Source organism: Pseudomonas sp. (assembly GCF_049300855.1).
GTDB lineage: Bacteria > Pseudomonadota > Gammaproteobacteria > Pseudomonadales > Pseudomonadaceae > Aquipseudomonas.
Map to the genome: position 1 here is coordinate 94,405 of NZ_JBAQKH010000026.1, position 26,641 is coordinate 121,045.

17 protein-coding genes are annotated in these 26,641 nt (G+C 61.3%); 7 read left to right on the plus strand and 10 right to left on the minus strand.

Going from position 1 to position 26,641, the window contains the following annotated elements; all coding sequences use genetic code 11:
• The first annotated feature begins 1 nt into the window (after position 1).
• Both WA225_RS10060 and WA225_RS10065 read left to right on the plus strand, forming a co-directional pair.
• Positions 2–1,639, plus strand: a complete 1,638-nt coding sequence (locus WA225_RS10060; RefSeq protein ID WP_422608206.1) for a 5-guanidino-2-oxopentanoate decarboxylase — start codon at positions 2–4, stop codon at positions 1,637–1,639.
• Positions 1,636–3,087 carry an aldehyde dehydrogenase family protein gene (locus WA225_RS10065; protein WP_422607822.1) on the plus strand — a complete coding sequence of 484 codons (1,452 nt, stop codon included), beginning with the start codon at positions 1,636–1,638 and terminating at the stop codon, positions 3,085–3,087. Before WA225_RS10060 ends, WA225_RS10065 begins: the two co-directional genes overlap by 4 nt.
• Before the next feature lie 210 nt (positions 3,088–3,297).
• Here WA225_RS10065 and WA225_RS10070 read toward each other — a convergent pair whose 3' ends face one another.
• Positions 3,298–4,227: an AraC family transcriptional regulator gene (locus WA225_RS10070; RefSeq protein WP_064119041.1), complete on the minus strand. Its 930-nt coding sequence runs from the start codon at positions 4,225–4,227 to the stop codon at positions 3,298–3,300.
• A 338-nt stretch (positions 4,228–4,565) separates the two neighbouring features.
• Between WA225_RS10070 and WA225_RS10075 the strand changes: the two genes are divergently transcribed.
• The gene (locus WA225_RS10075) at positions 4,566–4,919 is read left to right on the plus strand and encodes a putative quinol monooxygenase (protein ID WP_422607823.1); all 354 of its coding nucleotides are present in this window, start codon (positions 4,566–4,568) and stop codon (positions 4,917–4,919) included.
• Between the two features lie 43 nt (positions 4,920–4,962).
• Positions 4,963–5,205, plus strand: coding sequence for a hypothetical protein (locus tag WA225_RS10080; RefSeq protein WP_077574323.1), 243 nt, complete (start codon positions 4,963–4,965; stop codon positions 5,203–5,205).
• 4 nt (positions 5,206–5,209) lie between these two features.
• Here the strand turns inward: WA225_RS10080 and WA225_RS10085 are convergent, their stop codons facing one another.
• Positions 5,210–5,839 carry a flavin reductase family protein gene (locus WA225_RS10085; RefSeq protein ID WP_422607824.1) on the minus strand — a complete coding sequence of 210 codons (630 nt, stop codon included), beginning with the start codon at positions 5,837–5,839 and terminating at the stop codon, positions 5,210–5,212.
• 163 nt (positions 5,840–6,002) lie between these two features.
• A complete protein-coding gene (locus WA225_RS10090) occupies positions 6,003–6,257 on the minus strand; it encodes a hypothetical protein (RefSeq protein WP_159812556.1) in 255 nt (84 codons plus the stop codon).
• Between the two features lie 344 nt (positions 6,258–6,601).
• On the opposite strand from WA225_RS10090, the gene WA225_RS10095 reads away from it, so the two are divergent.
• Positions 6,602–7,357, plus strand: a complete 756-nt coding sequence (locus tag WA225_RS10095) for a hypothetical protein (RefSeq protein WP_422607825.1) — start codon at positions 6,602–6,604, stop codon at positions 7,355–7,357.
• Positions 7,358–7,507: 150 nt separating this feature from the next.
• Here WA225_RS10095 and WA225_RS10100 read toward each other — a convergent pair whose 3' ends face one another.
• The 7 genes from WA225_RS10100 to WA225_RS10130 all read right to left on the minus strand — a co-directional run bounded on the left by WA225_RS10100 (position 7,508) and on the right by WA225_RS10130 (position 24,025).
• A complete protein-coding gene (locus WA225_RS10100) occupies positions 7,508–8,827 on the minus strand; it encodes an MFS transporter (protein WP_422607826.1) in 1,320 nt (439 codons plus the stop codon).
• A 387-nt stretch (positions 8,828–9,214) separates the two neighbouring features.
• Positions 9,215–10,543: a sigma-54-dependent transcriptional regulator gene (locus WA225_RS10105; RefSeq protein WP_422607827.1), complete on the minus strand. Its 1,329-nt coding sequence runs from the start codon at positions 10,541–10,543 to the stop codon at positions 9,215–9,217.
• The gene (locus tag WA225_RS10110; RefSeq protein WP_422607828.1) at positions 10,543–12,303 is read right to left on the minus strand and encodes an ATP-binding protein; all 1,761 of its coding nucleotides are present in this window, start codon (positions 12,301–12,303) and stop codon (positions 10,543–10,545) included. The genes WA225_RS10105 and WA225_RS10110 overlap by 1 nt, the downstream gene beginning before the upstream one ends.
• An 84-nt stretch (positions 12,304–12,387) precedes the next feature.
• Positions 12,388–14,886, minus strand: a complete 2,499-nt coding sequence (locus WA225_RS10115; protein ID WP_422607829.1) for an RHS repeat-associated core domain-containing protein — start codon at positions 14,884–14,886, stop codon at positions 12,388–12,390.
• Between the two features lie 163 nt (positions 14,887–15,049).
• The gene (locus WA225_RS10120) at positions 15,050–17,773 is read right to left on the minus strand and encodes an RHS repeat-associated core domain-containing protein (protein ID WP_422607830.1); all 2,724 of its coding nucleotides are present in this window, start codon (positions 17,771–17,773) and stop codon (positions 15,050–15,052) included.
• A complete protein-coding gene (locus WA225_RS10125) occupies positions 17,773–22,278 on the minus strand; it encodes a SpvB/TcaC N-terminal domain-containing protein (protein ID WP_422607831.1) in 4,506 nt (1,501 codons plus the stop codon). The genes WA225_RS10120 and WA225_RS10125 overlap by 1 nt, the downstream gene beginning before the upstream one ends.
• Before the next feature lie 223 nt (positions 22,279–22,501).
• The gene (locus tag WA225_RS10130; RefSeq protein WP_008080438.1) at positions 22,502–24,025 is read right to left on the minus strand and encodes a fumarate hydratase; all 1,524 of its coding nucleotides are present in this window, start codon (positions 24,023–24,025) and stop codon (positions 22,502–22,504) included.
• A gap of 566 nt (positions 24,026–24,591) precedes the next feature.
• On the opposite strand from WA225_RS10130, the gene WA225_RS10135 reads away from it, so the two are divergent.
• Both WA225_RS10135 and WA225_RS10140 read left to right on the plus strand, forming a co-directional pair.
• Positions 24,592–25,698 carry a diguanylate cyclase domain-containing protein gene (locus WA225_RS10135; RefSeq protein WP_422607832.1) on the plus strand — a complete coding sequence of 369 codons (1,107 nt, stop codon included), beginning with the start codon at positions 24,592–24,594 and terminating at the stop codon, positions 25,696–25,698.
• A complete protein-coding gene (locus tag WA225_RS10140) occupies positions 25,691–26,626 on the plus strand; it encodes an iron-sulfur-binding ferredoxin reductase (protein ID WP_422607833.1) in 936 nt (311 codons plus the stop codon). The genes WA225_RS10135 and WA225_RS10140 overlap by 8 nt, the downstream gene beginning before the upstream one ends.
• The last annotated feature ends 15 nt before the right edge of the window (positions 26,627–26,641 follow it).

Below are 26,641 nucleotides of genomic sequence, written 5' to 3' on the forward strand. Positions count from 1 at the left end.
CATGGCGACGTGTGGCGAAGTACTGGTCAAGTTACTCGAAGGTTATGGGGTCGAGCAGGTGTTCGGCATTCCCGGCGTGCACACCGTGGAGCTGTATCGCGGGCTGGCCCGTTCGAGCATCAACCACGTCACCCCACGGCATGAGCAGGGCGCCGGTTTCATGGCCGACGGTTATGCGCGCACCAGTGGCAAACCGGGGGTGTGCTTCATCATCACCGGCCCGGGCATGACCAACATCACCACCGCCATGGGCCAGGCTTACGCCGACTCGATCCCGATGCTGGTGATCTCCAGCGTGCAGAGCCGCAATCAGTTGGGCGGCGGGCGCGGCAAGTTGCACGAGTTGCCGAACCAGAGCGCATTGGTCGCTGGCGTTGCGGCGTTCTCCCACACGCTGATGTCGGCGGCGGAATTGCCCGGCGTGCTCGCTCGCGCATTCGCCTTGTTCCAGGCCGGGCGTCCACGTCCGGTGCACATCGAAATCCCGCTGGACGTGCTGGTAGAAGAAGCCGATGAACTGCTCGCCAGCGTCCCGGTCAACATCGACCGCGCCGGTGCCGCACCCGCCGCCGTCAGCCGCATGAGCGAGCTGCTCGCCGGCGCTCAGCGTCCCTTGATCCTCGCCGGTGGCGGTGCGATCGACGCGGCTGCCGAACTCACTGAGCTGGCCGAACTGCTCGACGCGCCGGTGGCGCTGACCATCAACGCCAAAGGCATGTTGCCGTCGACGCATCCGCTGCTGATCGGCTCGACGCAAAGCCTGGTCGCCACTCGCGCGCTGGTTGCCGATGCCGATGTGGTGTTGGCGATCGGCACCGAACTGGCCGAAACCGATTACGACGTGACCTTCGCCGGTGGTTTCGAGATTCCCGGCAAACTGCTGCGCATCGATATCGATGCCGATCAGACCGTACGTAACTATCCGCCGCACGTCGCCCTGGTTGCTGATTCGCGCAACGCCGCCCAAGCGCTGCTCAGCGCCTTGTCGCACAAGGCGCTGGCCGAGCGCCGCAATGATTGGGGCCAGGTGCGCGCGGCGCGTCTGCGTAATGATCTGGCCGCGAGTTGGGATGCAGCGACTTTGGCGCAAACCCGCTTCCTCGAAACCGTGCTGCACGAATTGCCCGACGCCGTGTTCGTCGGCGACTCCACGCAACCGGTGTACACCGGCAACCTCACCTTCAACCCGGAGCGTCCGCGCCGCTGGTTCAACTCGTCGACCGGTTACGGCACCCTCGGCTATGCGTTGCCAGCCGCGATTGGCGCATGGCTCGGTGGACAACTCGATAAAGGCGCACGCCCACCGGTGGTGTGCCTGATCGGCGACGGCGGTCTGCAATTCACCCTGCCGGAACTGGCCAGCGCCGTCGAAGCGCGCACGCCGGTGATCGTCCTGCTGTGGAATAACCAGGGCTACGAAGAGATCAAGAAGTACATGGTCAACCGCGCCATCGAGCCGGTCGGCGTCGACATCTACACCCCGGACTTCATCGGTGTGGCCAAGGCTCTCGGCTGCGCCGCCGAAGCGATCAGCTCGGTGGAACAACTGCGCAGTGCGCTGCGTGCGGCGACCGATCGCCAAGGCCCTACCGTGATTGAAATCGACCAGCACCAGTGGATGCAGGCGGTGGCCCAATGATCAGTTTCCCAACCACGCTCGACGGCCTCTACATCAACGGCCAATGGTCGGCCGGCCGCGAACATCTGCGGGTGATCAACCCGGCCACCGAGGCGCTGCTGACCACGGTCAATGGCGGTGACGAGCAGGCGGTCGAGCAGGCTGTTGCTGCTGCCACAGCGGCGTTCAACGGTTGGTCGAAAACCACGGGCGCAGAGCGTGGCGCGATCCTGCGCAACATCGCCAATGGCGTGCGTAACGGTCGCGATCATTTGATCAATCTGCAATCGAGCAACAACGGCAAACCGCAGTTCGAAGCGGCCATCGACGTCGACGACGTGATCGCCACCTTCGAGTATTACGCCGAACTCGCCGAAGGCCTCGACGCGAAACAGGACAGCGACGTGCCGCTGCCCAGCGATGATTTCAGCGCACGCCTGCGCCGCGAGCCGTGCGGTGTGGTCGGGCTGATCGTGCCGTGGAATTTCCCGATGGTCACCACCGCGTGGAAACTCGCGCCGGCGTTGGCGGCGGGTTGCTGCGTGGTGCTCAAGCCTTCGGAAGTGACACCGCTGCCGGAGCTGGAACTGGCGGCGATCATCGCGCAATCGGGTCTGCCGAACGGCGTGTTCAACCTCGTCTGCGGCACAGGGTTGGCGGTCGGTGCTCCGTTGTCGGCGGATCCGCGTATCGCCAAAATTTCCTTCACCGGCAGCAACGCCGTCGGCGTGCAAGTGATGCAGCGCGCAGCGGAAACGGTGAAGGGCGTCAGCCTGGAACTGGGCGGCAAATCTTCGTTGCTGGTGCTGGACGATGCCGATCTGGAGCTGGCCGTCGAGTTGGCCTGCGGCGGCGGCTTCTTCAATGCCGGGCAGATGTGCTCGGCCACCAGCCGTGTGCTGGTTGCTGATGAGCTGGCGGATGAATTCCTCGAGCGTTTGCACAAGCGTGCGCAAGCGATTCGCGTGGCGGATCCGTTCGACCCGGATGTGGAAATGGGCGCACTGGTCAATCAGGCGCAATACCAGCGTGTGCTCGGGCACATCGATCGCGGCCTGAGTGCCGGAGCGAAGCTGCTTTGCGGCGGCAATCGTCCGGCGGATTTGCCGCGCGGCTATTTTTTGCAGCCGACGGTGTTCACCGACGTGCCCCTCGACAGTGCGCTGTGGTGCGAAGAGATTTTTGGCCCGGTGCTGTGCGTGCGCCGTTTCAGCAGCGAAGCCGAAGCGATCGCGCTGGCCAACGACAGCCAGTTCGGCCTCGTCGCCAGTGTAGTGACGCGTAACGCCGAAACGGCCGACCGAGTCGCCAACGCCCTGCAAGCGGGGCTGGTGTGGCTCAACGCGCCGCAAGTGATCTTCCCGCAAACCGCGTGGGGCGGTTACAAGCAGAGCAGCATCGGCCGCGAATTGGGGCCGTGGGGCTTGGCCGCGTTTCAGGAGCTCAAGCATGTGATTCGGGCGGTGTAAAAGCTTACCCTCACCCCAGCCCTCTCCCGGGGGGAGAGGGAGCCGACCGAGGTGTCTAACGCTGTCCATCGACCTGAGAGATCGAGTCGATTATGGATTCAAAGCCAAACGTTCAAGTCGGTGAATCTCTTCAATATCCCCCAATCAGTCCCCTCTCCCTCTGGGCGGTCCGACGTTTCGGGAGGGCTAGGGTGAGGGGCTTCTGAAAGGTCACACCGAAAGCCGCAACCGCGCCAGATCCCTTAACGGCGGCGCACCAAACAAGCGGCTGTACTCACGGCTGAATTGCGACGGACTTTCATACCCCACGCGATACCCCGCCGCCGACGCTTCCAGCCCTTCAGCCAGCATCAAGCGCCGCGCCTCTTGCAGGCGCAACTGCTTCTGATACTGCAGCGGACTCATCGCCGTCATCGCCTTGAAGCGGTGATGCAAGGTCGACACGCTCAGATTTACTTCCTTGGCCAGATCATCAATGCGCAACGGCTGCTCGAAGTTGCCGTTGAGCCATTTGATCGCCTGGCTGATGCGATGGCTCTGGCTGTTGGCAATCGCGATTTCATACAAGCGATGCCCCTGTGGGCTGCGCAGCAGGCGATAGAGAATCTCCCGGCGAATCAACGGCGCGAGCATGGCGATGTCTTTCGGTGCATCGAGCAATCGGGCCAGACGCAGCACCGCATCGAGCATCGAACTGTCGATCTGCTCGACATACAAACCACGCCCGGTCGGCCGGGTCGGCACGCCCATGGGGCCGGCATCGGCAATCAGCGCAGTGATTTCGGTCGGGTCGATGTCCAGGCGCACGGCGAGGATCGGATCCTCCGGCGAAACGTTGACCACGCGCCCGCTCAGCGGCATCGAAACCGACACCACCAGATAATTCAGCGGGTCGTAATTGAAGTACTCGTCGGCCAGCCGCACCTCTTTGCGTCCCTGCGCCATGATGCACAGCGCCGGTTGCGCGAGCACCGGGGCGAAGTCGTGGGATTGGGTGTGGCGCGACATGAACAGCGAGCCGATGGCGGTCTCGTAGCTGCCATCGTCGGTGGTGTTGCGGCGGATGATCGCCGCCAGCTCCGCGCGCTGTTTTTCCATGTCAGCGGTGGGTTCGGCTTGAAAACGATCGAATGACGTCATACACGGCATCCTCGGCAGGGGAGGTGGAATGGAGCAGAGCATATGTTTGTGCAAGCGCCAGCGGTAGACACATCCTGCGAAATGCTTGCCTGATTCTGCCTGGGCTTGTGTGCATGCCCAGCCATGGCAGGACGCAGAGCGGCAAACTTGCTCGATACGCCGTATGACAACCGTGTGACGCTGTTTTACAGGTTGTTACAGGTCCTGTGTGCAGTCTCGCAGGATTGTGCAACGCGGCGGCAGGAATCGACTAACGGCGACGGGCGTCAGGCCCTTAACCTTTGATCCTGTCGCAGCCCGTCCCCCGGCTGCCACGCGACTCCCTGGGAGGGTTGAACATGTCCAAGCAGATTCCCGTCAGTCATATGGCCTTCGTTCGAGCGCGCGCCGGACGTTCGGCGGAACTCGGTGTACGCCTCAGCGCGTTGATCGAGCCGTCCCGCGCCGCCCCCGGTTGTCTGAGCTTTGCCTTGCAGCATTCGCAGTGTGATCCCGAGTTGTGGCTGGTCTCCGGCTTCTGGAGCAGTCAGCAAATGATGACCAACTATTTCAACAGCCCGTCGATGGAAATCTTCGCCGAGCTGGTGCAGGAGCTGGTGGTCAACAGCCTCGACTTTCACACCTTCAAGGACGTGTCGGTGGCACAAGCCCTCGGTCAATGTCCGGCGCCGGTACACAAACTCGTCGGTTGAGGGTTTAATGTCCGGCTTATTTGTCTGAGCCGGGATCTGTGACATGGCACGTAAAGAGTTCGAACACTTCGAAGCAGTCTCCGCAGTCGTCCCCGTCGAGTTGGGCGGCAACAAGGGTTATCACGCGGCAATCGCGGTCAAGGCCCTGGTCGATGGCGGCGCACCACGCTTTCACAAATTGCTGAATGATCAGATTTTCCCCGGCGCCATCGCTGCCGATGAAGCGGCGATCAATGAGCTGGATAACCTCAAGGGCGTCACTGACGACGCCGAGTTGATCTGGTAACGCGTTACTGGTTGGCGCCCGGACGCCACATCTTGAACAGGGCTTCAGGCCCCAGCTGGAAATAATCCGCCGGCCCGCCGCCGCGCAGAATCGGTTCTGCCGCGGCGGTGTCGTAGATGCCGTCCTTCAACAGCCACTTGGCGATATGCACGGCGACCACTTCGCCGAGGATCAGCCAGCTCGGTACTGTCTCGCCATCGGCGCGCTGCAACTGAATGATCTGCGTGACCTTGCACTCGAAGGACACCGGGCTTTCGGCCACCCGCGGCACCGAAATCACTTTTGACGCGACGGTCGTCAATCCCGCCAATTCAAATTCGTTGACCTCAGGCGCGACCATCGCGCAACTCTGGTTCATCTGCTCGGCCAGCGGGCGAGTGGCGAGGTTCCAGACGAATTCGCCGGTCTGCTCGATGTTGTTCAGGCTGTCTTTGCGGCCGACGCTGGAAAAACCAATGATCGGCGGAATGTAGTTGAAGGCATTGAAGAAGCTGTAAGGCGCCAGGTTGAGCTGGCCGCTGGCATCCTGCGAAGAAATCCAGCCGATGGGGCGCGGACCGACGATGGCGTTGAACGGATCATGGGGCAGCCCGTGGCCGTTGGCGGGTTCGTAGAAGTGGATGTCATCGGGCATGGTGGGCGGTCCTGAGGCTAGGTTTTGAATGAGCCCATAGTGCAAGGCAGCCCCACATATTTCCAGCCAAACAAAAATCCCATGTAGGCGCTGCCGAAAATTTGTGTTCCCCCAGAAATAACTAAGCCCGGCCGAAGCCGGGCTGTGCGCCGTGCAGCAGCGATTAGCTGATGGCAGCGGATTGGGTGCGGTCATAACCATCGGCTGCGAAAGTCGCGGAGCCCGTGCGGTCGTAGCCATCTTCAGCAACAGTCGCCGAACCGGTGCGATCGTAACCGTCAGCAGCGACAGCGGCAGAACCGGTGCGGTCATAACCATCAGCAGCAACAGCAGAACCGGTGCGGTCGTAGCCGTCGGCGGCAAAGGTGTTGGCAGCCAGTACGGACAGGGCGAAGGCGAGGATCAGTTTGGTTTTCATGGTCGTGTACTCCGAATTCGTTGGGGGTGTGTGTCTTGCTTGGGTTTAATGCTACGCCGATAAAATCGATTAAAAAGCGCAAAATAATGCTAAAAGCTATCGATTAACTTGATGTTAAGGGCGGCGCATTTAAATCGCTTACGTCGTCGAAGCGAGCGTCGCGCAGGTCATCGATCAGGTGATTGCAGAATGCGCGAGCAGCATTAATTAGCGATTAATCGCTGTTTTTGCGCGTGTGACAGATTTTTCATACTTTGCCGACCGCGTTTTCACTGCCGTAACGCCAGTCTGCCCACGGCCAGAAAACCAAGAACCGGCCGTCACACACTGGAGCGTTGCCTGCGATGAATAAACTGCCTCAAATCACCTTGGCTTTCTGGGTCATGAAAATTTGCGCGACGACACTGGGGGAAACCGCGGGGGATTTGCTGTCGATGACCCTCAACGTCGGCTACGCGATCAGCTCGCTGATCCTGATCAGCGTCTTCGTCCTGACCTTGATCACGCAGTTGATGGCCAAGACTTACAAGCCGTTGCTGTACTGGCTAGTGATTCTGTCGACCAGCACCGCCGGCACGACCATGTCGGATTTTATGGATCGCACCCTCGGACTCGGTTACGCCACTGGCTCGATGATCCTTATCGCCATTCTGCTGGCGATCTTCGCCGCGTGGCGTCTGAGCGGTGATTCGCTCAACGTCAGCAAGGTGCAGACCTTCCGTGGCGAGATGTTCTACTGGATGGCGATTCTGTTTTCCAACACCCTCGGCACGGCGCTGGGCGATTACCTGGCCGACGATTCAGGGCTGGGTTTTGCCGGTGGCGCGCTGCTGATTGGCTCGACCATTGCGGCCGTCGTGCTGCTGAAATACTTCACCAGGATTTCGACGGTGGTGTTGTTCTGGGTGGCGTTCGTGCTGACCCGGCCGTTCGGCGCGACCTTGGGTGACTTGATGACCAAGCCCCATGAGAAGGGCGGGCTGGACTTCGGCACCATCGGTTCATCGGCGGTGCTGGCGGGGATTCTGCTGGTGATGATTGTCGGGGCTTCGTATGCGCAGAAGCGCTATGGCAAGCCGCAGGTTGCCGAGTTGAGTTGATACCGGGTCGCCCTCATTCGCGAGCAAGCTCGCTCCCACAGGGTAATGGGGTGCCCACAGAATATGTGAACACCACCGACCACTGTGGGAGCGAGCTTGCTCGCGAAGGGGCCAGAACAATCACCACAATGGTGACTGAATCTACACCGGTCAGTCAGTGACGATCCGCGAATGCTTCTGGGTGTCTTTCATGGTGATGTACACCAGCAACGACACCGCGATGCACGCGGTCACGTACCAGTAGTAACCGGTTTCCATGCCGATGCTCTTGAACCACAGTGCGATGTATTCGGCGGTGCCGCCGAAGATCGATACGGTCAGTGCGTACGGCAGGCCGACGCCCAGCGCGCGGATTTCGGTCGGGAACAATTCGGCTTTCACCACCGCGTTGATCGAGGTGTAGCCGCTGACGATGATCAGCGCCGCCATGATCAGGAAGAACGCGCCCCACCAGCTCTGAATGGTGTGCAGGGTCATCAGGATCGGCACGGTGAAGATCGTCCCCAATACACCGAAGGCGATCAGGATCGGACGACGACCGATCTTGTCCGACAGGCCGCCGATGATCGGTTGCAGGCACATGAACAGGAACAGCGTGGCAGCGGAAATGGTGGTCGAGTCGGAGATGCTCATGCCGACGGTGTTCACCAGGTACTTCTGCATGTAGGTGGTGTAGGTGTAGAACGCCAGGGTGCCGCCCATGGTCAGGCCGACCACGGTCAACAGCTCTTTGGGGTGGCGCATCAAGGTGCGCATGGCGCTTTCCTTGGACTTCTCTTTTTTGGTGAACGACTCGGTTTCTTCCATGCCGCGACGCAGGTACAGCGCCACGACCGCACACAGCGCGCCGATGGCGAACGGAATGCGCCAGCCCCACGCGTACAGCTGTTCAGTGGTCAGCACGTTCTGCAGCACGATCAGTACGCCCAGCGCGATGAGCTGACCGGAGATCAGCGTCACGTACTGGAAGCTGGAGAAGAAGCCACGACGTTCCTTGGTTGCCATCTCCGAGAGATAGGTCGCCGAGGTGCCGTACTCGCCGCCGACCGACAGGCCTTGCAGCAGTCGCGCGAACACCAGCAGGATCGGCGCACCGATGCCGATGGTTTCGTAGTTAGGGCTGAGGGCGATCAGCAGCGAGCCGAAGCACATCAGGTAGACCGAGGCCATCAGGGCTTTCTTGCGTCCGACCTTGTCGGCGTACAAACCCATCAACCAGCCACCGATCGGGCGCATCAGAAAGCCGACGGCGAAGATCGCAGCGGTGTTCATCAATTGTGCGGTGGAGGAGCCGGCGGGGAAAAAGGTCTTGGCGAAGTACAGCGAGAAGGCGGCATACACATACCAGTCGTACCACTCGACCATGTTGCCGACGGAACCGCTGAAGATCGATTTGATCCGGCTGGCGGTGGTTCTTTCTTTGGCGGGCACGGCAGCCGACCCAAGTGGCAGGGCGTTGGAGTTATCCATTGAAGGATCCTTCGTTTAATTGTTTTTGTGGAGCGCGTTGAAACGCAGCCTGCGAGGGCTATAGCAGGAGCTGTGCCAACGGGGGGGAGGGCCGGTTTAGAGGGGGTGACGGGATTGGGTGGGCGGATTTGTGCCGATGGAATTGATCTTGTGAGCGGATTTCCGCTTATTGGAGCTGAGATCAAAAGCCCCTCACCCTAGCCCTCTCCCAGAGGGAGAGGGGACTGACCGAGTGGATTGTTCGAGGTGCATCGACCTGAGATATCGAGTCGAACTCAGGTTTTGAACAGCACAAAGATCGGCTCCCTTTCCCCCTCGCCCCCACTGGGGGAGAGGGCTGGGGTGAGGGGGATGGATTTCAGCTAGACCGAAAATCCCGACCCAGCCTCACTCAGCCAGAAACATCTCCCGACTCAACCCATGCCGCTGCATCTTTTCATTGAACGTGCGGCGCGGCAGTTGCAGTTCTTCAAGCACCGCTTTCACATCACCCTTGTGCCGGGTCAGTGCCGCACGCAAACACTGCGCTTCAAACGCCTCCTGCTGCGCCGCCAGCGATTGTCCCGGATCGATCCCCGGTGCCGGCTCATCCAGCCCCAACACCTGGCGTTCGGCAACGTTCGCCAGTTCGCGCACGTTGCCCGGCCAGTCGTGGCTGAGCAGATGACTCAATTGCGCGCCACTCAAGGGTGGAAAGGTGCGCCCCAGACGTTCAGCGGCATTGTGGGCGAAGGTTTCGAACAGCAACGGAATGTCTTCGCGACGATCGCGCAACGGTGGCAAGCGCAGTTCGGCGACGTTCAGGCGATAGGCCAGATCCTCGCGAAAACGTCCGGCCCGAGCCTCGTCGAGCAGATCCGGTTTGGTCGCCGCGACGATCCGCAGATCCACGCGGATGCTTTGGTTCGAACCCAGCCGTTCAAGCTTCTGCTCCTGCAATACGCGCAGCAGTTTCACCTGTTGCGCCAGCGGCATGCTTTCGATTTCATCGAGAAACAAGGTGCCGCCATCGGCGTATTCGAGTTTGCCGATGCGCTTGCCCGAGGCGCCGGTAAACGCGCCGCTCTCATGACCGAACAGCTCAGCCTCGAACAACTGTTCAGGGATCGCCGCGCAGTTCAGGGCGACAAAGGGTTTGTCCGCTCGCGGGCCAAAATCATGCAGGCAACGTGCGACCAGCTCCTTGCCGCTGCCGGTTTCACCACGGATCAGCACGTTGACCGGCAACGCCGCCAGGTCCAGCACTTGCCGGCGCAAGGTCTGCAAACCACGGGAGACGCCGAGCAGGGTCGCATCGAGTTTCGCGCGGTTGTCGGCCTGCTCGTGCAGGGCGCGGTTTTCCAGTACCAGGCGACGCTTTTCCAGCGCCCGGCGCAGGCTGCCGAGCAAGGTTTCCGGGCTGAAGGGTTTTTCCAGAAAGTCGTAGGCGCCATCGCGCATGGCTTCGACGGCCATCGGCACATCGCCATGGCCGGTCAGCAGAATCACCGGCAGATCCGCATCGCGTTTCTGCACCTGGGCCAATAACGCCAGCCCGTCCATACCGGGCATGCGCACGTCGCTGAGGATCACCCCGGCGAAATGCGCGGGCAGGGCGGCGAGGCATTCTTCGGCGCGGCTGAACAGTTGCACCTCGAACCCCGACAGGCTCAGCCACTGTTCGACGGCGTTGCGGATGCTGCTTTCGTCATCGACCACCATCACCGAATTGAGCATCAGATATGCGCCTCCAGATCGATCGGCAAGGTCAGGGTGAACACTGCACCGTTGTCGCCATTCTCGGCGCTCAGGCGGCCGCCGGATTCATGCACGATGGCGAACGAAACCGCCAGCCCGAGCCCCAGCCCGTCGCCCACAGGTTTGGTGGTGAAGAACGGGTCGAACACCTGACTCAGGTGCTCTTCGGCGATGCCGCCACCGTTGTCGATCACGCTCAAGCGCCACAATTGTTCGTCGGCTTCCAGACGGATTTGCAGACGCTTGCACGGTTTCCCGTGCATGGCGTCGAGGGCGTTGCGCAGCAGGTTGATCAGCACCTGTTCGAGACGAATCGCATCGCCGCGCATCCACGCCGGCCGGGTCAGGTGCAGCACCAGACTGACCTGTTCGTCACGCAGGCGCGCGTCGAGCAATTGCAGCGCTTGATCGACCACCGTCGCCAGATCCAGGCGCTCGCGCAAACCGCTGGGGCTTTTGCGCGCGAAGGTTTTCAGGTGGCCGGTAAGGGCGGCCATGCGCGTGAGCATCTCGTCCACCGGTTTGAGCGCCTTGTACGCGTCGTCGACGCGGCCATGATCGAGCAGCAGGCGCAGGGTCGCCAGTTGCATGCGCTGAGCGGTCAGCGGTTGATTGATTTCGTGGGCGAGCGCGGCGGACATCTGCCCCAGCGCGGCGAGTTTGGCCGATTGCACCAGGCCTTCTTGCGCGGTGCGCAGGTCTCGGGTGCGTACTTCGACCAATTGCTCGAGTTCTTCGCGGCTGCGTTGGCGCAGCCTGGCCAGCCGCCAGCGCTGGTTGAGGAACAACAGCAGAAACACCAGTGCCAGCCACACCCCGGCAGCGGCGAGCCCGGCATTGCGTTGATCTTCGAACGCCACTTGCGGGCGTCGCAGCAGGTGCAGGGTCCAGCCTTCGGCCGCCAGCGGCAGCGACTCCCACAAATAGTCCGCGGTGCCTTGCGGGCCTTCGACGCGGCGCAGATCGCTGTTGTCATCGAAGCGGCGCAGCGACAGATGGGTCAACGGCGCGAGGGCCTGTTTGTCGTATTGGCGAGTGGCTTTGATCTCGGCCAGATCGGCGCTGTTGAGCGCACGCAACGAACGATAGCGCCAGCCGGGCTGGTTGGCGATGAAGATGATCCCGCGCGCATCGCTGACCAGCAGCGTATCAGTGCCCTGGCTCCACTCGCGTTCCAGTTCCGGGAATTCGAGCTTGACCACCATCGCCCCGAGAAACTCGTCCTGGTCGCCAAGGACTGCGCTGGAGAGGAAATACCCGGGGATGCCGCTGGTCACGCCCACCGCATAAAAGCGCCCGGTGCCTTGCGTGCGCGTCTGACTGAAGTACGGGCGGAAACCGTAATTGTGGCCGACGTAACTGCTGGGCAGACGCCAGTTGCTCGCCGCCACGGCCAGGCCAGTGTGATCAAGCAGCTCAAGGGTCGAGGACTGCGCCGCGCCGTTGATCTTTTCCAGTTTAAGGTTCAACGCCGCCTGTTCTTCGGCGTCGACCGGGCCTGCCAGTGCCGCACGCAACTGCGGATCCAGCGCCAGCACGGCGGGGAGCGCGCGATAGCGGTCAATCAACGTGTGCAGAGAATTGGCATACAACGCCAGTTGCTGATTGGCGCGGGCGGCGTCTTCCTCCAGCGCCTGTCGCTCGGCATGGCGGATGGCAAGCGTTGCGGCAATGGCCGCACCGGCGATGATCAGCAGGGTATACAACGACAGACGCAGGGTACGGGAAGTCGGCAGCATGCTGGGCAGATGGGTGGCAGGTCGGGCGGGCAAGATAGCATGGGCCGGGCTGGCCCGGCGTGCTGTTCGCGCCGGGCACTCGGGTCACACAAACGTTTCGCCAGTACTTTGCCGGCGTGGCAGTTTCGACCGGGGTTTGGGGATCGGTCGGGGGCGCGGTTCGTCGACGAGCGAGCGTTCCAGTTGCTGCAGGCGTTCGGTCACGCCTTCTGCCGCGCTGGGGGCGTCGAGTAGCGCCTGAGCTGTCTCCATGACCTTGTCGATGGCATCGAACGGATCGAGACCGGTCCTCGCCAGCTTCAGTACCTGGCGTTGCTTTTCCGCATCCAGTGCCTTCAGCTGCTCATAGAACAGTTCCTGAAGAGGTGCCGCGTAGGTGCTGAGGTTGTCAGTGAAGTTTTTGATGCCGTCGATCAGGGCGGTGCCCCCGTTAATCAGATCTCTTGCACCCTCGACCACGTTTGAAACCGTCTCGCTGACGGTATTGAGGCCATCCTTGAGTTCCTGGGTGTGCAGCGTTTGCGCCAGCTTCAAACCTTTCTTGAAGAAGTGGTAGCGCAGCAACGGCATCGCCACGCCACCGACCACCGCACCGATAGCCACACCGATCGCGTTGCCGGCGCCCGGTACAACGCTGCCCAATGTGCCGGCCAGCGGAGCTCCCGCCAATACGCCCTTGAGGACTGATTTGACTCCGTGTTTCGACCTGAGGAATTTGCCGAAGGTCATACTTTCACGCAGTTCGTTGATGTCGGCGTTTTCCGGAACAAGCCCGTCGAACTCAGTCGCCAGATTGTGTAACTGAGCGGCGGCTGTCTGAGCCTTGTCGAGCATTCCCACAAATTCGCCAAGTATTTCGAATACGGCTTTTTTTCCGCCGGTCCTGTCGACGTACAGGATCGGGTTGTTGGCAACCATCGCGTACAGATTCAGGCCATCGACTTCGCCATTCGGATCGGCACTGAGCCAGCGTTGCAACCACGCTGCGTAATAGCGCTCGCCGTAGTAATACAACCCACTGACATCCATCTCCTTGCCCGAATACCGCACGGTCTTGTAGTCGATCCCGTCGGCCGGGTACTTGAGCATCCAGGCGGTGGCACCGAACGGGTAATAACCTTCGTGGCTGATGATTTGCGCCTGCTGATCGAGCTCCATGACGCAGGAGCCGAGGTGGTCGGCGAGGCTATAGCGCAGTTGATCGTCGCGCACACCCTCGGGTTGTTTCTGCGCCCAATGCAGGCAGCGCGCATTACCGACACTGATGACGTGCAGTGCTTCGCCATTGTCGCGGCTGCGTATTTCCAGCCCCGGCAAGTAGCGCACCTGATGAAAATGTTCAGCGTTGGCTGTGTAAGTTTCGTGGCGCTTGAACACCCGTACGCCCTGGCTGTAGCGGTAATGCTCGGCGTCGTGGTGCCCGTCCTCGCGGTGGATCAGGGTGACGCTTGCCAGTTCATCGCGTGCATTCCAGTGCAGGGCTTGCCCCGGTTGCAGGTTCTGCTGGTTGCCGTGGCGATCGAACAGCGTGTCGAAATCCGGCACCGGTTGCCCTTCGGCCCAGCGCACGCCACGGTTGCTGTGCGGGTCAATGCACAACTGCCGCGTGTAACTGGCGCCGGCCCGCACATGCACCAGTTTCTGCAGATTGCCGCCGGTGTCGTAAATGTAGGTCTGGGTGTAGTTGAGGCGGTTGTTAGGGTCGGTGGGCTTCGGCAGGCCGGGAATGTCCGAGAGCGGGCCGTCGTCGTAACCGCTGGCGCTGACCAGTCGGTACAGCGAGTCGTAGCTGAAGTCACGGTGACCGTCGACCCGCTGGTTAGCGAAATAAACCGGCTGGAAGGCGTGGTCTTCGATGCGAGTAATGTTGCCGACGAGGTCGTAGAAATATTCGAGGTCTTGTAGCACTGCGCCGGTGTCTTTGCGACTGGACTGGGTGTGCAGACGACCATCGGCCGGGTGGTAAGTCCAGCGACTGAGTACAAGATTACCGGCCTGCTGCTCGATGATCTGGTCGGCGGCGTTGTACTGCGCATCCAGCAACACGGGCTGCCAATCGGGCTGACCGTTGATCTGCAACTGCACGTGCTTGAGCTGTCCGCCGAAGCCGTAGCGTGATTGCTGACGATGGTCTCCGGCATCGGTCTGTTCCAGCACTGCGCCCATTGGGCTGAACACCCGACGGCTGGTGAAGCCTTGGTCATCGTCAAAGAAACGGGTTTCGGCCAGCGGCTGGCCGGTGAGGGCGAAGCTGTCGGTGCGCAGGGTGCCCGAGCTGTCGTGTTGCTCCAGCAATTGTCCGCGTCGATTGAACCGGGGATCGGCGGCGGCATCGGCGTAGGTAAACACATCGACGTCGGCCACGCCGTTTTCTTCGACGGCAACTACGCGCAACTGCTTATCGAACGTCGTGCGCCAATGATCGTTGCGCTCGTCCCAGTGTTGCAACGGTTCGCCAGCCAGTCCCGGCAGGAGCAGGCGCCAGCCAGCATCGACGCTGGCGGTTTTCAGCGGTTCGCCGTCCAGGCGATAGAGGGTGGTCAGGCATGGAATCGGCAGGCGTGGATCCCACTGCTCAATCAAGTGGCCCGCTGCATTGTGATGCAGGCGGTTCGCAAGGGCAGCGGGCGTGTCACTGGCAACCCTGCGCAGATAATCCAGCCTCTTCACGACTAATGTGCGCGAATCCCAGGCACTGATTCGTGGAGTAGAAGCATGCACCAAGGCTGACCGCGCGTTCATGCCGTTATGCCGCTCGTTTCAATGTTTGTTGCGCAACATAAGTACGGTATCGGCCGAGTATGGACCTGGCGTATTCGACGCTGCTCAATGCACTTTCTGTATCGGTGTTTATGGTCGAACGACTGACCATTCTAGAGTTGGGGGCTGCTACCCGTCCTTGTGCGAGATCCATCAGGTAATCAGCAGAGTTTGCATACACTTGCTCGACGCCTAGCGCGTCGAGTGCAGCGTGGCCGGCTTTCGATGAACGGATGATGGCGTCGCGCAAGCTGTCGAACATCGATTCATAAGCGTCCATTTCAAAACGGGTCAAGAGCTGTTCGGCTTTGGTGGCGTCTTTCGACACCTTGAACAACTCGGCCAGTTCAGAGACACCGGGAAGCAGGGCACCGCCAACCCCGTCACGTCCGAAGCTGAACAAAGCCCTTATGTTCTCCGACCTTTCCTGCCATGTCGCTGGACTGACGCTGTAGCTTTCCAGAGGGCTGGCAGATGAGCCAGCGCTTTGAGCGCGCAGTGATTGCACATCCAGATCCGACTGTCGCGGCAAAATGGATTGATTGAGAGACGATGCAACCTTGGCAAATACGGGATTGACTGCATCTGCGCTTGCATTGCCTAAGGTCAACCCTTGCAACTCTCCCGGGATACTGGCCGGGAGCGTACTGGTCGTGTTGTATCCGGCAGCGAATCCAATGATTGCCCGACCGCTGAGATAGAGGAGGTTGGTCAGTATCTTCTGTCGAAAACTTGCAGGAGAGGTCAAATCACCCAAAGCCTTCTGCACATCTCTCATGCTGCCTGGGATAACTGAAAGGAATTTCCTTTCTTGATCGATGATTTTTTTTTGCTCCGAGGGTGTCTTCGTCGTGCCGCCATCATCGAAGTAGCGCAGTGGATTATTTCCCACAAACCCATACAGATTCAGGCCATCTACAGCCCCCGCCGGGTCGGCACTGACCCAACGCTGCAACCACGGCGCGTAGTAGCGCGCGCCGTAGTAGTACAAACCGCTGACATCCATCTCCTTGCCTGAATAACGGATGAATTTGTAGCTGACTGTCGTCGCCGATTTTTCGGCCATCCACGCCGTGGCGCCGAACGGGTAATAGCCTTCGTGGCTGATCAGTTGCGCGGCCTGGTCCAGTTCCATCACGCAGGAGCCCAAGTGATCGTCGAGGCTGTAACGCAGTTGATCGTCGTCGACGCCGTCGGGTTTGTTCTCAGCCCAGTGCAGGCAGCGCGCGTTGCCGAGGCTGATGACGTGCAGTTCTTCGCCGTTGTCCTTGCTGCGGATTTCCAGCCCTGGCAAGTAGCGCACCTGATGAAAATGGGCGGCGTTGTCAGTGAAGGTTTCATGGCGCTTGAACACGCGCACGCCCTGGCTGTAGCGGTAGTGCTCGGCGTCGTCGCGTGTACCGCCTCGGGCAATCAGGGTCACGCGCTGCAGTTCGTCGCGCGCGTTCCATTGCAGGTCCTGAACCGTTTGCAGGTTCTGCTGGTTGCCGTGGCGGTCGAACAGACTGTCGAAGTCAGGCAGCGGATCACCCGGGTGCCAGCGCACCCCACGGTTGCTGTTCGGGTCGATGCGCATCTGGCAGGTGTGGCTGGCACCGGCCCGCACATGTTTGAGTTCGATCAGGTTGTTGCCGGCGTCGTATTGGTAGGTCTGGGTGTAGTTGAGCCGATTGTTCGGGTCGCCGGGTTGCGGCAGGCCGGGAATGTCGGACGGTGGCGCGTCGTCGTAACCGGTCGCGCGAGCCAGTCGGTACAGCGAGTCATAGGTGAAATCCCGGTGGCCATCGACGCGCTGGTTGGCGAAATAAACCGGCTGGAAAGCGTGGTCTTCGATGCGGCTGATATTGCCGACAGGGTCGTGAAAGTATTCGAAATCCTGCAGGACCTCGCCGGCCGCGTTGCGGCTCGACTGAGTGTGCAGACGGCCGTCCGCCAAGTGATAGGTCCAGCGGTTGCGCACGTGGTTGCCGGCCAGTTGCTCGATGATCTGCCCGGCAGCGTTGTACAGCACATCCAGCACCACCGGCTGCCACTCAGTCTTGCCGTTGATACGCAGATGCACTTGTTTTAGCTGTCCGGCCAGACCGAAGCCGGAGCGTTGTCGGTGGCCGCCGGCATCGGTCTGCTCCAGGGCCGCACCCAGTGGACTGAACAGCCAGTGGCTGGTGAATGCCTGACCCTCCTCAAAGGTCCGGGTTTGCGTGAGCGGCTGGCCGGTGAGGGCGAAGCTGCCCGTGCGCAGCGTGCCCGCGCGCTCCTGCTGCGCCAGCAACTGACCGCGCAGATTGTGGGCGGCGTCGGCGCTGGCATCGGCGTAGGTAAACACATCGACATCAGCCTCGTCGTTTTCGGCGAGTGCGATCACCCGCAGTTGCTTATCGAAGGTCGTGCGCCAATGCGTGCCACGCTGGTCCCAGCGCTGCAACGGCTCACCGGCCAGACCAGGCAGGCTGAGGCGCCAGCCGGCGTCGACGCTGGCGGTTTTCAGCGCGGTACCACTCAACGAATGAGCGGTGGCGAGACAGGGCACGGGCAGGCGTGCGTCCCACTGCTCGATCGAGCGTCCGGCAGTGTCGTGAATCTGACGGCTGATCTGGCGCTCGGCGGCAACACCGGCGATTCTGCGCAGATAAGCCACCTGAGCAATCGGCAGGCCTCGCCCATCGATCACCGACAATGCCGGTGTGCGCCAATCCACGGAGGCAGTCATCACGGTAACGTCTTTGCGGCTGGTGAATGTTCAGCGGTGTCGTTGAAGTCCTCGCTGGTCTGATACCAGGGGTGATAAGTCTCGCGAGAGAAGTCGCCACGAGCATTGATCAATTTGGTCGTGCGGCCCAGTGGGTCATAGCACAGGCTGTCGAAACAACCGTGGGTGCGCAGTGACTGGTCATTGACGTAGCGATGCCGATTGGCAAAAAACGGCCGGAACCTTCGCACCGGCAACCCCTTGTTGTTGTATTCGATGCGTTCACTGATACGCCAGCGTTGCTCGACGAAGACTTCTTCAAGCTGGCCGTCCTTGATGATCAGTGCGCCGTCGTCGTCCACTGCGTAGGCGATGCCCGGGTCAACCAGTTGCTGGTTTTGCAAGGCGCGACCAAAGCCATCGACGCAGGCTTTGACGATCTGAATCTGTGCCGCTATGGCATCGTCCGGATAGCGATCGGCGCTGAGGACGACGCTGTGCACCGGTTCGCGCCGAGTGCTGGCGATGATGTCACGCAAGGCGTGCTCTGAAGCTGTCAGCACCGTACGCCGCGTCAGTTGTTGACGGGCGCTGGCGCGAATATGGCCGCTGGGGAGGACGTAGCGCCGGGCGATCCAGTCGGTCAGTAGCGCAGCATCGGGCGGCACCTGGCCCATCCAGCTGAACAAGTCCTTGCGCAGCGTGCTCGCGGCTTTTTGCACCGCGCCTTCGGGGTCTTCAATGGCCGGGTCCGGACGATGATCTTCCGGGCGCTGATACTCGCTCAAGGGCCTGAAGCCTGCGGCGACGCCACGTTCGGTGCCGTGAAAGCTGGTGGCCAGCGGTTGTCCGGAGGGCTCGTACAGCGCTTCTTCGATGTTTTCATTGGCATCGATGATGCGCAGCGGCTGCAGGGCGTGGTAGTCGTACTCGATGTGGGTGGTGCAGTGATCCGGCAATTGGACGCGGCTGATCGCCAGGTGGTAGGCGTCGTATTCGGCGAGAGTCGCGCCCTGGCTGAGGGTCTCGTGGTAACTGCGCACCTTGTAGAAACCGCTGAGATCGGCGTAATCGGCGTAGCCGTAATGCACCGACCAGAGGTTTTGCTCGGCGTCGATGGCGGGGTCTATTTCGAACAACAATCGCATCGGTGTGTAGCCGATCTTTGCCAGTTCATCGCGAATATTGAAGGGCGCCGGTAACACGTCGTAGGCATCCAGCGCGGTCTTGTCCAGCTGCGCCAACTCCAATGGCCCGACGAGCGCGACAAAATCGGCTTTGCCATCGTCGTGCGGTGTGCCATCGCTCTTCACATAACGTTGCACCGACTGGGTGGTCAGGACCCGCTGCTCATCCCAGTGCGCTGAATCCTGATGCGCGACCATGTCTTCATAGCTGACCTGTTGTGCCGTCAGACCTTCCGGCAGCGAACCTTTGGGCAGCACCAGTGCATTGCTGCGTTGTTGCCACGGCAAACCGAGCCGCCACTGCTGCGCATCGTCGCTCAGATCAATAAAACGTGAGCGTGTTTCGTTCAGATAAAAGGCTTGCTGCGCCGCATCGTGTGCATCGCGCCACCACTGTTGCTCATCAACATCGGTAAAGGGCGGAGTGTCCGTTTCGGTCAGGCGCCGCGCATAGCTGACGGTCAGCGCATGGGTGGCTGAACCGTGGGCGTCCCAGCTCAGATTGAGCGCGTGGCGGCACAGCGGATCGTCGATGAAACGGTCGTACTGGTAGCTGATGTTTTCCAGCGCCAGCGGCAGCAACACTGCGGAGTCGTATTGGCCTCGGGCCCGGACTTCGCGCACCAGGTAGCGGTTCTCCTGCACCGCAAAAGGGCGGGGTATGCCCGGGGTGTCAATGTCGTCCTCGGCATAGGTTTCGATGCGGATGACCGAACCCACCAGTGCCCGAGCGATTTCGTATTCGGTGTCGGCATCAGCTGGCGTGATGGTTTCATCGCACTCATCGGTGACGTGATAGCGGCTGAACAGGGTGTCGCCCAGCGGCCAGGCTTGTTGATCGCCATTGAAATAATCTGCACGCGAACGGTCCATCGACTGCCCGGTGTGAAACCAGGTACAGACCCGCACCGGCGCAGTAAAACCGCCCTCGTCAATGGCTCCGGCGCGCTCGCTGTCGGTCTGTTGGAGCTGGCCGAACCCGCGGAACTCACGTTCTCTGGCGTCATAGACACCCTCGCGATAGACGAACGCCTGAGTCAGGCAATTGCCGGTGATTTCGTCCAGTTGCCGTTGTTTTTTGACCACGGCCACGGCAAACGGCAGATGACAGACCGGCGGGTTTTTCAGCGTCAGCAGGCGCTGCTTTTCATCCAGCCACTCTTGCGCCGAGCTGCGATAGACCACGCTGGCGCTGCATCCCATGTTGTTGTTGCTTGCGGTCAGCAGATAGGGCTTGGCCGCGACGAAATCGTAGCGCCAGTGCTGCGGTGTGATGTGTGGCACCGTCAGGATCAGGCTCGCGCAGCCGAGGCCTTGCAGGTCGGCGAAACTGACCTGGCTCAAGCGGTCGTAGCGCACGCCGGCAGGCCACGGCACGTGGATCGGCGTCTGTTCCAGCCCGTTCCCGCCACGGTTGCGGTAGATATCGAACCCCACCGATCGCAGATAAATCAGCGCAGGCGCACCGCTGCCATCGAGGTCGGCGATGCGTACACGCGATGCATCGAACGATTCATAGGCAAAGGGCAGGGCGCTGATGACCCGGCCTGCGCCAAACCTGCCGTGCCCCAGGTTCGGCCAGCATTTGATTTCGTCATGACGGATACGGCACAGCTCGGGCATGTCGCTGCCGAGCAGGTTGCCCAGCATCACCAGTTCGGTCGGCGAATGGCTGAACAGCGGCAGGCGATCATCGCTCGGCTGGTGCTCGACCTCTTCGGCAGGGGCGAAACCTTCTTCGCGTCGGTTGGCATAGAGGCGCACCGAGTTCGGTCCGATCAACGCCAGCGAGCTGAGCCCGTCGCCACTGAGGTCGCCGAGTTGCGACAGCGTGTGGAAAAACTCCAGCGGAAACGCATTGAACGGGACAAAGTCGGCGAATTCACGCTGGGCATTGAGCGAGCGAAAAGCGCTGATGCCCGGCTGCGCGCTGACCCAGTCGAGGCGGCCATCACCGGTCAGGTCTGTCAGCAGTTGGTGCACCGGGCGCTGGCGATCGCCCCGTGGAATGCTGTCCAGCGCCTGCCACGGTCCGTAGCCGATCTCATCGGTGCCTGATGTTTTGCGTAGCGGCTCACGGTAATACCAGCCCTGATCATAGCGGCATAGAAAACCCGGCACGCCTTCGCCATAGAGGTCAACGCACTGGTAGAAACCGCCGTCTTCCACGCCGGGCTGATGGTCGGATTCGAGCAGGCGTGTGGGGATCGGGTTGATCTCGAACGGCGAATAATCGAACTCCACCGGCGGGCTGTTTTCCACGCGGCCACTGGCGTCATAAGCCTGATAGTGGGCGGCGCTGATCTGGCTGAAAGACCATTCGCTGCCAGGCGCCGAATATTCCAGCAACAGGCGCCGTACCAGCGCCGGTTTGCTCGCCGGCTCATCGCTGAAACGATGAAACATCAAGACTTGCCGACAGAGCCGGCGGGTCGCCAGTTCAAAGCCCTGACCATAGGTCGAGAAGGGATCCGGGCGCGTGAGCCACGGTTGCAGGGTTTCGCCGTCGTAGGCCGGCGTATCGGTCAGCGCGGTACTGCGCTCGCCGTAATCGAACAGCAGGTGAAAGTGCCAGTCCAGATCGGCCGGATTCTCCACCGTCCAGCTGTACAGATCCTTGCTCGCCGTGACGTTGCCGTAGCACACCCGGTGCAGGTAGCGCTGGGCGCGGTGATCATGGATCGGGTCAGGATCCTGATCATCGCTCTTGTAGGCAAAACAGATGTGTTCACCGCGCGCATTCATGCTTTCGCAGAGCAGCCAGGTGGCAATGTGTCCGGGGGCGTGCGGGTCGGCAATGCGTGTGGCTTCGGTTTTGCCGTACAGGTGCAGCGAACCGTCAGCGCCGTGGATCAGCCAGAATATCGCCGGATCGGCTTCTCGGGTCTGTCGCTGCCAGCGCTCGCACAGGGCAAAGCCACTTTCGACCTGTGGCCAGTAACGCAGCACGCTGTGCGCGCCGATGTCGACGCCATCGTAACGCGATTCCTCACGCGTTTTGAGGCTGCCATCGTCCTTGAGCTCCGGCATCCACACTTCGCCGTCGTGGCCAATGATCTCGTCGTGATCGGTGTAGCGCGGCACGCCTTTTTGCCTGCGCCGGCTGATGGCGCCAAGCCCCGAGAGGCCCCAGCCGATACCGAACGCGCCGTTACCGCTCTGGCTGCTGTAGCTCAGGCCCATTTGCGGGTCCCAACCCCGCCCGCTGGAAATCGGCAATGGCAGTTCGAACGATGCCGCACCCGTTGGGCCAACGACGCCCCAATCCTTGCCAATGGTGGCAATCGAGGCGCTTTTGGCGATGCTCGGGGTCGTGATACTCAGCTCTTGATCAGCCATGATCGAATCCATTGCGTACGTGAACACGAAGGTGGATTGACGCTAGCAAGAAAAGGTCTGGGCGTAACCTGTCAGATCTGACAGGTCATAAAGAATAAAAAGTGTGATAGAGGGCGGTTTTTATCGCCAAATCCCGATCAAGCCGTAAATGGGTGAACGACGGGCATAAAAAAGGCCGGCCCGTCGGGTGACGGGCCGGCCTTTTTTTCAGGCTGCGAAGCGCTTACTGCACTTCGACGGCCAGGCTTTCGCTGATCTTCTGTTGCCAGATCGCAGGACCAGTGATGTGGACCGACTCGCCTTTGCTGTCAACGGCAACCGTCACCGGCATGTCCTTGACCTCAAATTCGTAGATCGCTTCCATGCCCAGTTCGGCGAACGCCAGCACTTGCGACTTCTTGATCGCCTGGGCAACCAGGTAGGCAGCGCCGCCGACGGCCATCAGGTACACGGCTTTGTTGTCCTTGATCGCTTCGATCGCGGTCGGGCCGCGCTCGGATTTGCCGATCATGCCCAACAGGCCGGTTTGCTCAAGGATCTGCCGGGTGAACTTGTCCATCCGCGTCGCGGTGGTAGGACCTGCCGGGCCAACCACTTCGTCACCGACCGGATCAACCGGGCCGACGTAGTAGATGAAGCGACCCTTCAGGTCGACCGGCAGGGTTTCACCCTTGTTGAGCATCTCGACCATGCGCTTGTGCGCGGCGTCGCGACCGGTGAGCATTTTGCCGTTGAGCAGGACGGTTTCGCCCGGCTTCCAGCTCTGCACGTCTTCCGGGGTCAGGGTGTCGAGGTTGACGCGACGGGCCGACGGGCCGGCTTCCCAGACGATTTCCGGGTAGGCGTCCAGCGGTGGCGCTTCCAGCGAGGCCGGGCCGGTACCGTCGAGCACGAAGTGCGCGTGACGGGTGGCGGCGCAGTTCGGGATCATGCACACCGGCAGCGAAGCGGCGTGAGTCGGGTAGTCCATGATCTTCACGTCGAGCACGGTGGTCAGGCCACCGAGGCCCTGGGCGCCGATGCCCAACTGGTTGACCTTCTCGAACAGCTCCAGACGCATTTCTTCGATGCGGTTCTGTGGACCACGGGCCTTCAGCTCGTGGATGTCGATGGATTCCATCAACACTTCTTTAGCCATCACCGCGGCTTTCTCGGCGGTGCCGCCGATGCCGATGCCGAGCATGCCCGGTGGGCACCAGCCGGCGCCCATGGTCGGAACGGTCTTGAGTACCCAGTCGACGATCGAGTCGGACGGGTTGAGCATGGCCATTTTCGACTTGTTCTCGGAACCGCCGCCCTTGGCCGCCACGTCCACTTCCACGGTGTTGCCCGGGACGATGGAGTAGTGAATCACGGCCGGGGTGTTGTCCTTGGTGTTTTTCCGAGCGCCCGCCGGGTCGGCGAGGATCGAGGCACGCAGGACGTTTTCCGGCAGGTTGTAGGCGCGACGCACGCCTTCGTTGATCATGTCGTCCAGGCCCATGGTGGCGCCATCCCAACGTACGTCCATGCCGACGCGCACGAACACGGTAACGATACCGGTGTCCTGGCAGATCGGGCGGTGGCCGGTGGCGCACATGCGCGAGTTGATCAGGATCTGCGCCATCGAGTCACGGGCCGCTGGCGATTCTTCGCGCAGGTAGGCTTCGTGCATCGCCTGGATGAAATCCACGGGGTGGTAATAGGAAATGAACTGCAGGGCGTCGGCAACGCTCTGAATCAGGTCGTCTTGCTTGATCACGGTCATGAGTCGCGCTCCTCTAAAAGACGGGAACATTCAATAAGGTGCCTGCGGCTTGGGTGCATCGGTCGCTCGCATGCACCTTTCAAGGCACGCCGGGGCTGCTGGCGCGACGCTAAAAAGGCGCGGCAGTATACCGCGCCTCGGTGGGGCATACACGCGCCGGCAGTCATTCGTTGGTCGCATGGCTGGGCGAATATCGGACAGCGGGTTTGCACTTGCGGTTTTACCCCCTCACCCCAGCCCTCTCCCCCAGAGGGGCGAGGGGGAAAGGGAGCCGATCTTCGTGGTATTCAAAACCTTAGTCCGGCTCAGGAAAGTTGCCGATCTTCATGCTGTTCAGACCTGAGTTCGGCGCGATGTTTCAAGTCGATGTACCTCGGATAAACAACGCGCTCAGTCCCCTCTCCCTCTGGGAGAGGGCCAGGGTGAGGGGCTTTTGCAGCCGCACTTTTGACGTCAATTTTCGAGCCCGAAAATCGGTGGTCATTTATCGACTACGCCACTAAAGTGGCAGCCGGTCTGTAGAGTAGGACACTCGGTCAGCCTCCTATCGCACGGTGAGTCAACGATTGACCCATAACGCCATTCAACGTCTTTTGCTTAAACGTTTCGCCCTTGCTGCGGCCACCTACGGATTGGCTTTGCTGCTGCTGTGGCTGGCGTTTTTCACCGGCCATTACGGCCAGTCCCTGAGTGCCGTGGCCATCGGCAGCGCGCTGGTGGTGATCAGTCAGGCGACGCTGTTCGCGCTGTTCTGGAGCGGCCGCAATCAACGCTTTGAAGACCCCAGCCTGACCGAAGTGCAGGTGCTGCTCGGACTGGGCTGGCAAACCTGGCTGATCGCGCATCTGGATGACGCCCGGGGCGCCTTTCTGGTGTTCTATGTGTTGATTCTGCTGTTCGGCCTGTTCCACCTGAGCCGACGGGCGTTCATTCGCTGTGCGCTGCTGGTGTTCTTCAGTTTCTGCGCGATCACGCTGTGGGACGGTTATTACTTCCTCTTGCCGGATCCGGCGCTCGCCGCCCTGCAGGTGTGCATTCTGGCGATGGTGCTGGCGTGGCTGGTGCTGTATGCGCGCTTCGTTCAGATCTCGCGGCAACGCCAGCGTCAGCGCCGGTTTGCCTTGCAGGCGCATCAGGACACCCTGCGCGGGATGATGCGTCAGCTGGAAGACCTGGTGGCCACCGACGAGCTGACCGGGTTGTTCAATCGTCGGCATTTTCTGCGCCTGGCCTCGCGTGAGCTCAACACGATGGACAGCGACGTGGTGCATGGCCTGGCGCTGATCGACCTCGACCATTTCAAACGCATCAACGACCTGCACGGTCACGCCGCCGGCGATCAGGTGTTGCAGGCGTTCGCCGGCGTTGCCCAGGCGTGTCTGCGCGACGGTGATGTGCTGGCGCGCTATGGTGGTGAGGAGTTTGTGCTGTTGCTGCCCGATTGCGACGCCGAACGCATGACCGCCTGCTGCGAGCGTCTGCGCCTGGCCTTTACCGATGTTGAACTGGTCGGCCTGAACGTGCACAACCTCAGCCTGTCGGCAGGCATGACCCTGCTGGAACTGGGCGATGATCTGGACGACGCCTTGCAGCGCGCCGATCAGGCGCTGTATCGGGCCAAGCGCGACGGACGCAACCGTTGTGCCGCAGCCTGGGAGAATCTCGATGCCTGAACTTCGCGTCGGTGAACGTCAGTGGTCGGTGGCGGCGGGCAGCAACCTGCTCGATGCCCTCAATCAGAACGGCGTCGCCGTGCCTTACAGCTGTCGTGCCGGCAGTTGCCACGCCTGTCTGGTGCAATGCGTGCAAGGCCTGCCGGCCGATAACCGCCCGGATGCCTTGAGCGCTGAACAACGCGATGAGGGCTGGCGGCTGGCCTGTCAGTGTCAGGTGGTCGAAGATTTGCGCGTGCACACCTTCGATCCGCTGGCTGATGGTCGTCCGGCCGTGGTCGAGGCACTCGACTGGCTGAGCGAGGGTGTGTTGCGTATGCGCCTGACCCCGCAACGGCCGTTGCGCTACAGCGCCGGGCAACATCTGGTGCTGTGGATCAATCACATTGCCCGGCCGTATTCACTGGCGAGCCTGCCGGAAGAAGATCGCTTTCTCGAGTTTCACCTGGATTGTCGCCTGCCTGGCGAATTCAGCGATGCGGCGCGGCGCTTGCAGATCGGCGACCCGGTGCGCCTTGGCGAACTGCGTGGCGGCGCTTTGCACTACGACCCGGATTGGCACAGCCGGCCGCTGTGGCTGCTCGCCGCCGGCACGGGGCTGGGGCCATTGTTCGGTGTGCTGCGTGAAGCTTTGCGTCAGGATCACCAGGGCGCCATTCGCCTCATTCACCTGGCCCATGATGCTGACGCACATTATCTGGCCAAACCGCTGGCGGCACTGGCCGCGCAGCGCGAAAACCTCAGCGTCGAGTTGTGGACGGCGGCCGAGTCAGCCGCCGCTTTGGCGCAACTGCGCCTTGTTTCCCGGCAAACCCTGGCCTTAGTCTGCGGCTCGACGGCCAGTGTCGACGCCTTTGCCAGGCGCCTGTATCTGGCCGGATTGCCGCGCAATCAACTGCTGGCCGATGTATTTTTGAGCCGTGGTTGAGCGCTGAATCTCAGA

Bases quoted from the DNA above. Each gene is read 5' to 3' on its own strand.
- WA225_RS10070 (WP_064119041.1), bottom strand. From the start codon at position 4,227: ATGACGTCATTCGATCGTTTTCAAGCCGAACCCACCGCTGACATGGAA.
- WA225_RS10080 (WP_077574323.1), top strand. From the start codon at position 4,963: ATGGCACGTAAAGAGTTCGAACACTTCGAAGCAGTCTCCGCAGTCGTC.
- WA225_RS10130 (WP_008080438.1), bottom strand. From the start codon at position 24,025: ATGACCGTGATCAAGCAAGACGACCTGATTCAGAGCGTTGCCGACGCC.
- WA225_RS10110 (WP_422607828.1), bottom strand. From the start codon at position 12,303: ATGCTGCCGACTTCCCGTACCCTGCGTCTGTCGTTGTATACCCTGCTG.
- WA225_RS10065 (WP_422607822.1), top strand. From the start codon at position 1,636: ATGATCAGTTTCCCAACCACGCTCGACGGCCTCTACATCAACGGCCAA.
- WA225_RS10100 (WP_422607826.1), bottom strand. From the start codon at position 8,827: ATGGATAACTCCAACGCCCTGCCACTTGGGTCGGCTGCCGTGCCCGCC.
- WA225_RS10060 (WP_422608206.1), top strand. From the start codon at position 2: ATGGCGACGTGTGGCGAAGTACTGGTCAAGTTACTCGAAGGTTATGGG.
- WA225_RS10085 (WP_422607824.1), bottom strand. From the start codon at position 5,839: ATGCCCGATGACATCCACTTCTACGAACCCGCCAACGGCCACGGGCTG.
- WA225_RS10075 (WP_422607823.1), top strand. From the start codon at position 4,566: ATGTCCAAGCAGATTCCCGTCAGTCATATGGCCTTCGTTCGAGCGCGC.
- WA225_RS10105 (WP_422607827.1), bottom strand. From the start codon at position 10,543: ATGCTCAATTCGGTGATGGTGGTCGATGACGAAAGCAGCATCCGCAAC.
- WA225_RS10090 (WP_159812556.1), bottom strand. From the start codon at position 6,257: ATGAAAACCAAACTGATCCTCGCCTTCGCCCTGTCCGTACTGGCTGCC.
- WA225_RS10095 (WP_422607825.1), top strand. From the start codon at position 6,602: ATGAATAAACTGCCTCAAATCACCTTGGCTTTCTGGGTCATGAAAATT.
- WA225_RS10125 (WP_422607831.1), bottom strand. From the start codon at position 22,278: ATGGCTGATCAAGAGCTGAGTATCACGACCCCGAGCATCGCCAAAAGC.
- WA225_RS10120 (WP_422607830.1), bottom strand. From the start codon at position 17,773: ATGACTGCCTCCGTGGATTGGCGCACACCGGCATTGTCGGTGATCGAT.
- WA225_RS10140 (WP_422607833.1), top strand. From the start codon at position 25,691: ATGCCTGAACTTCGCGTCGGTGAACGTCAGTGGTCGGTGGCGGCGGGC.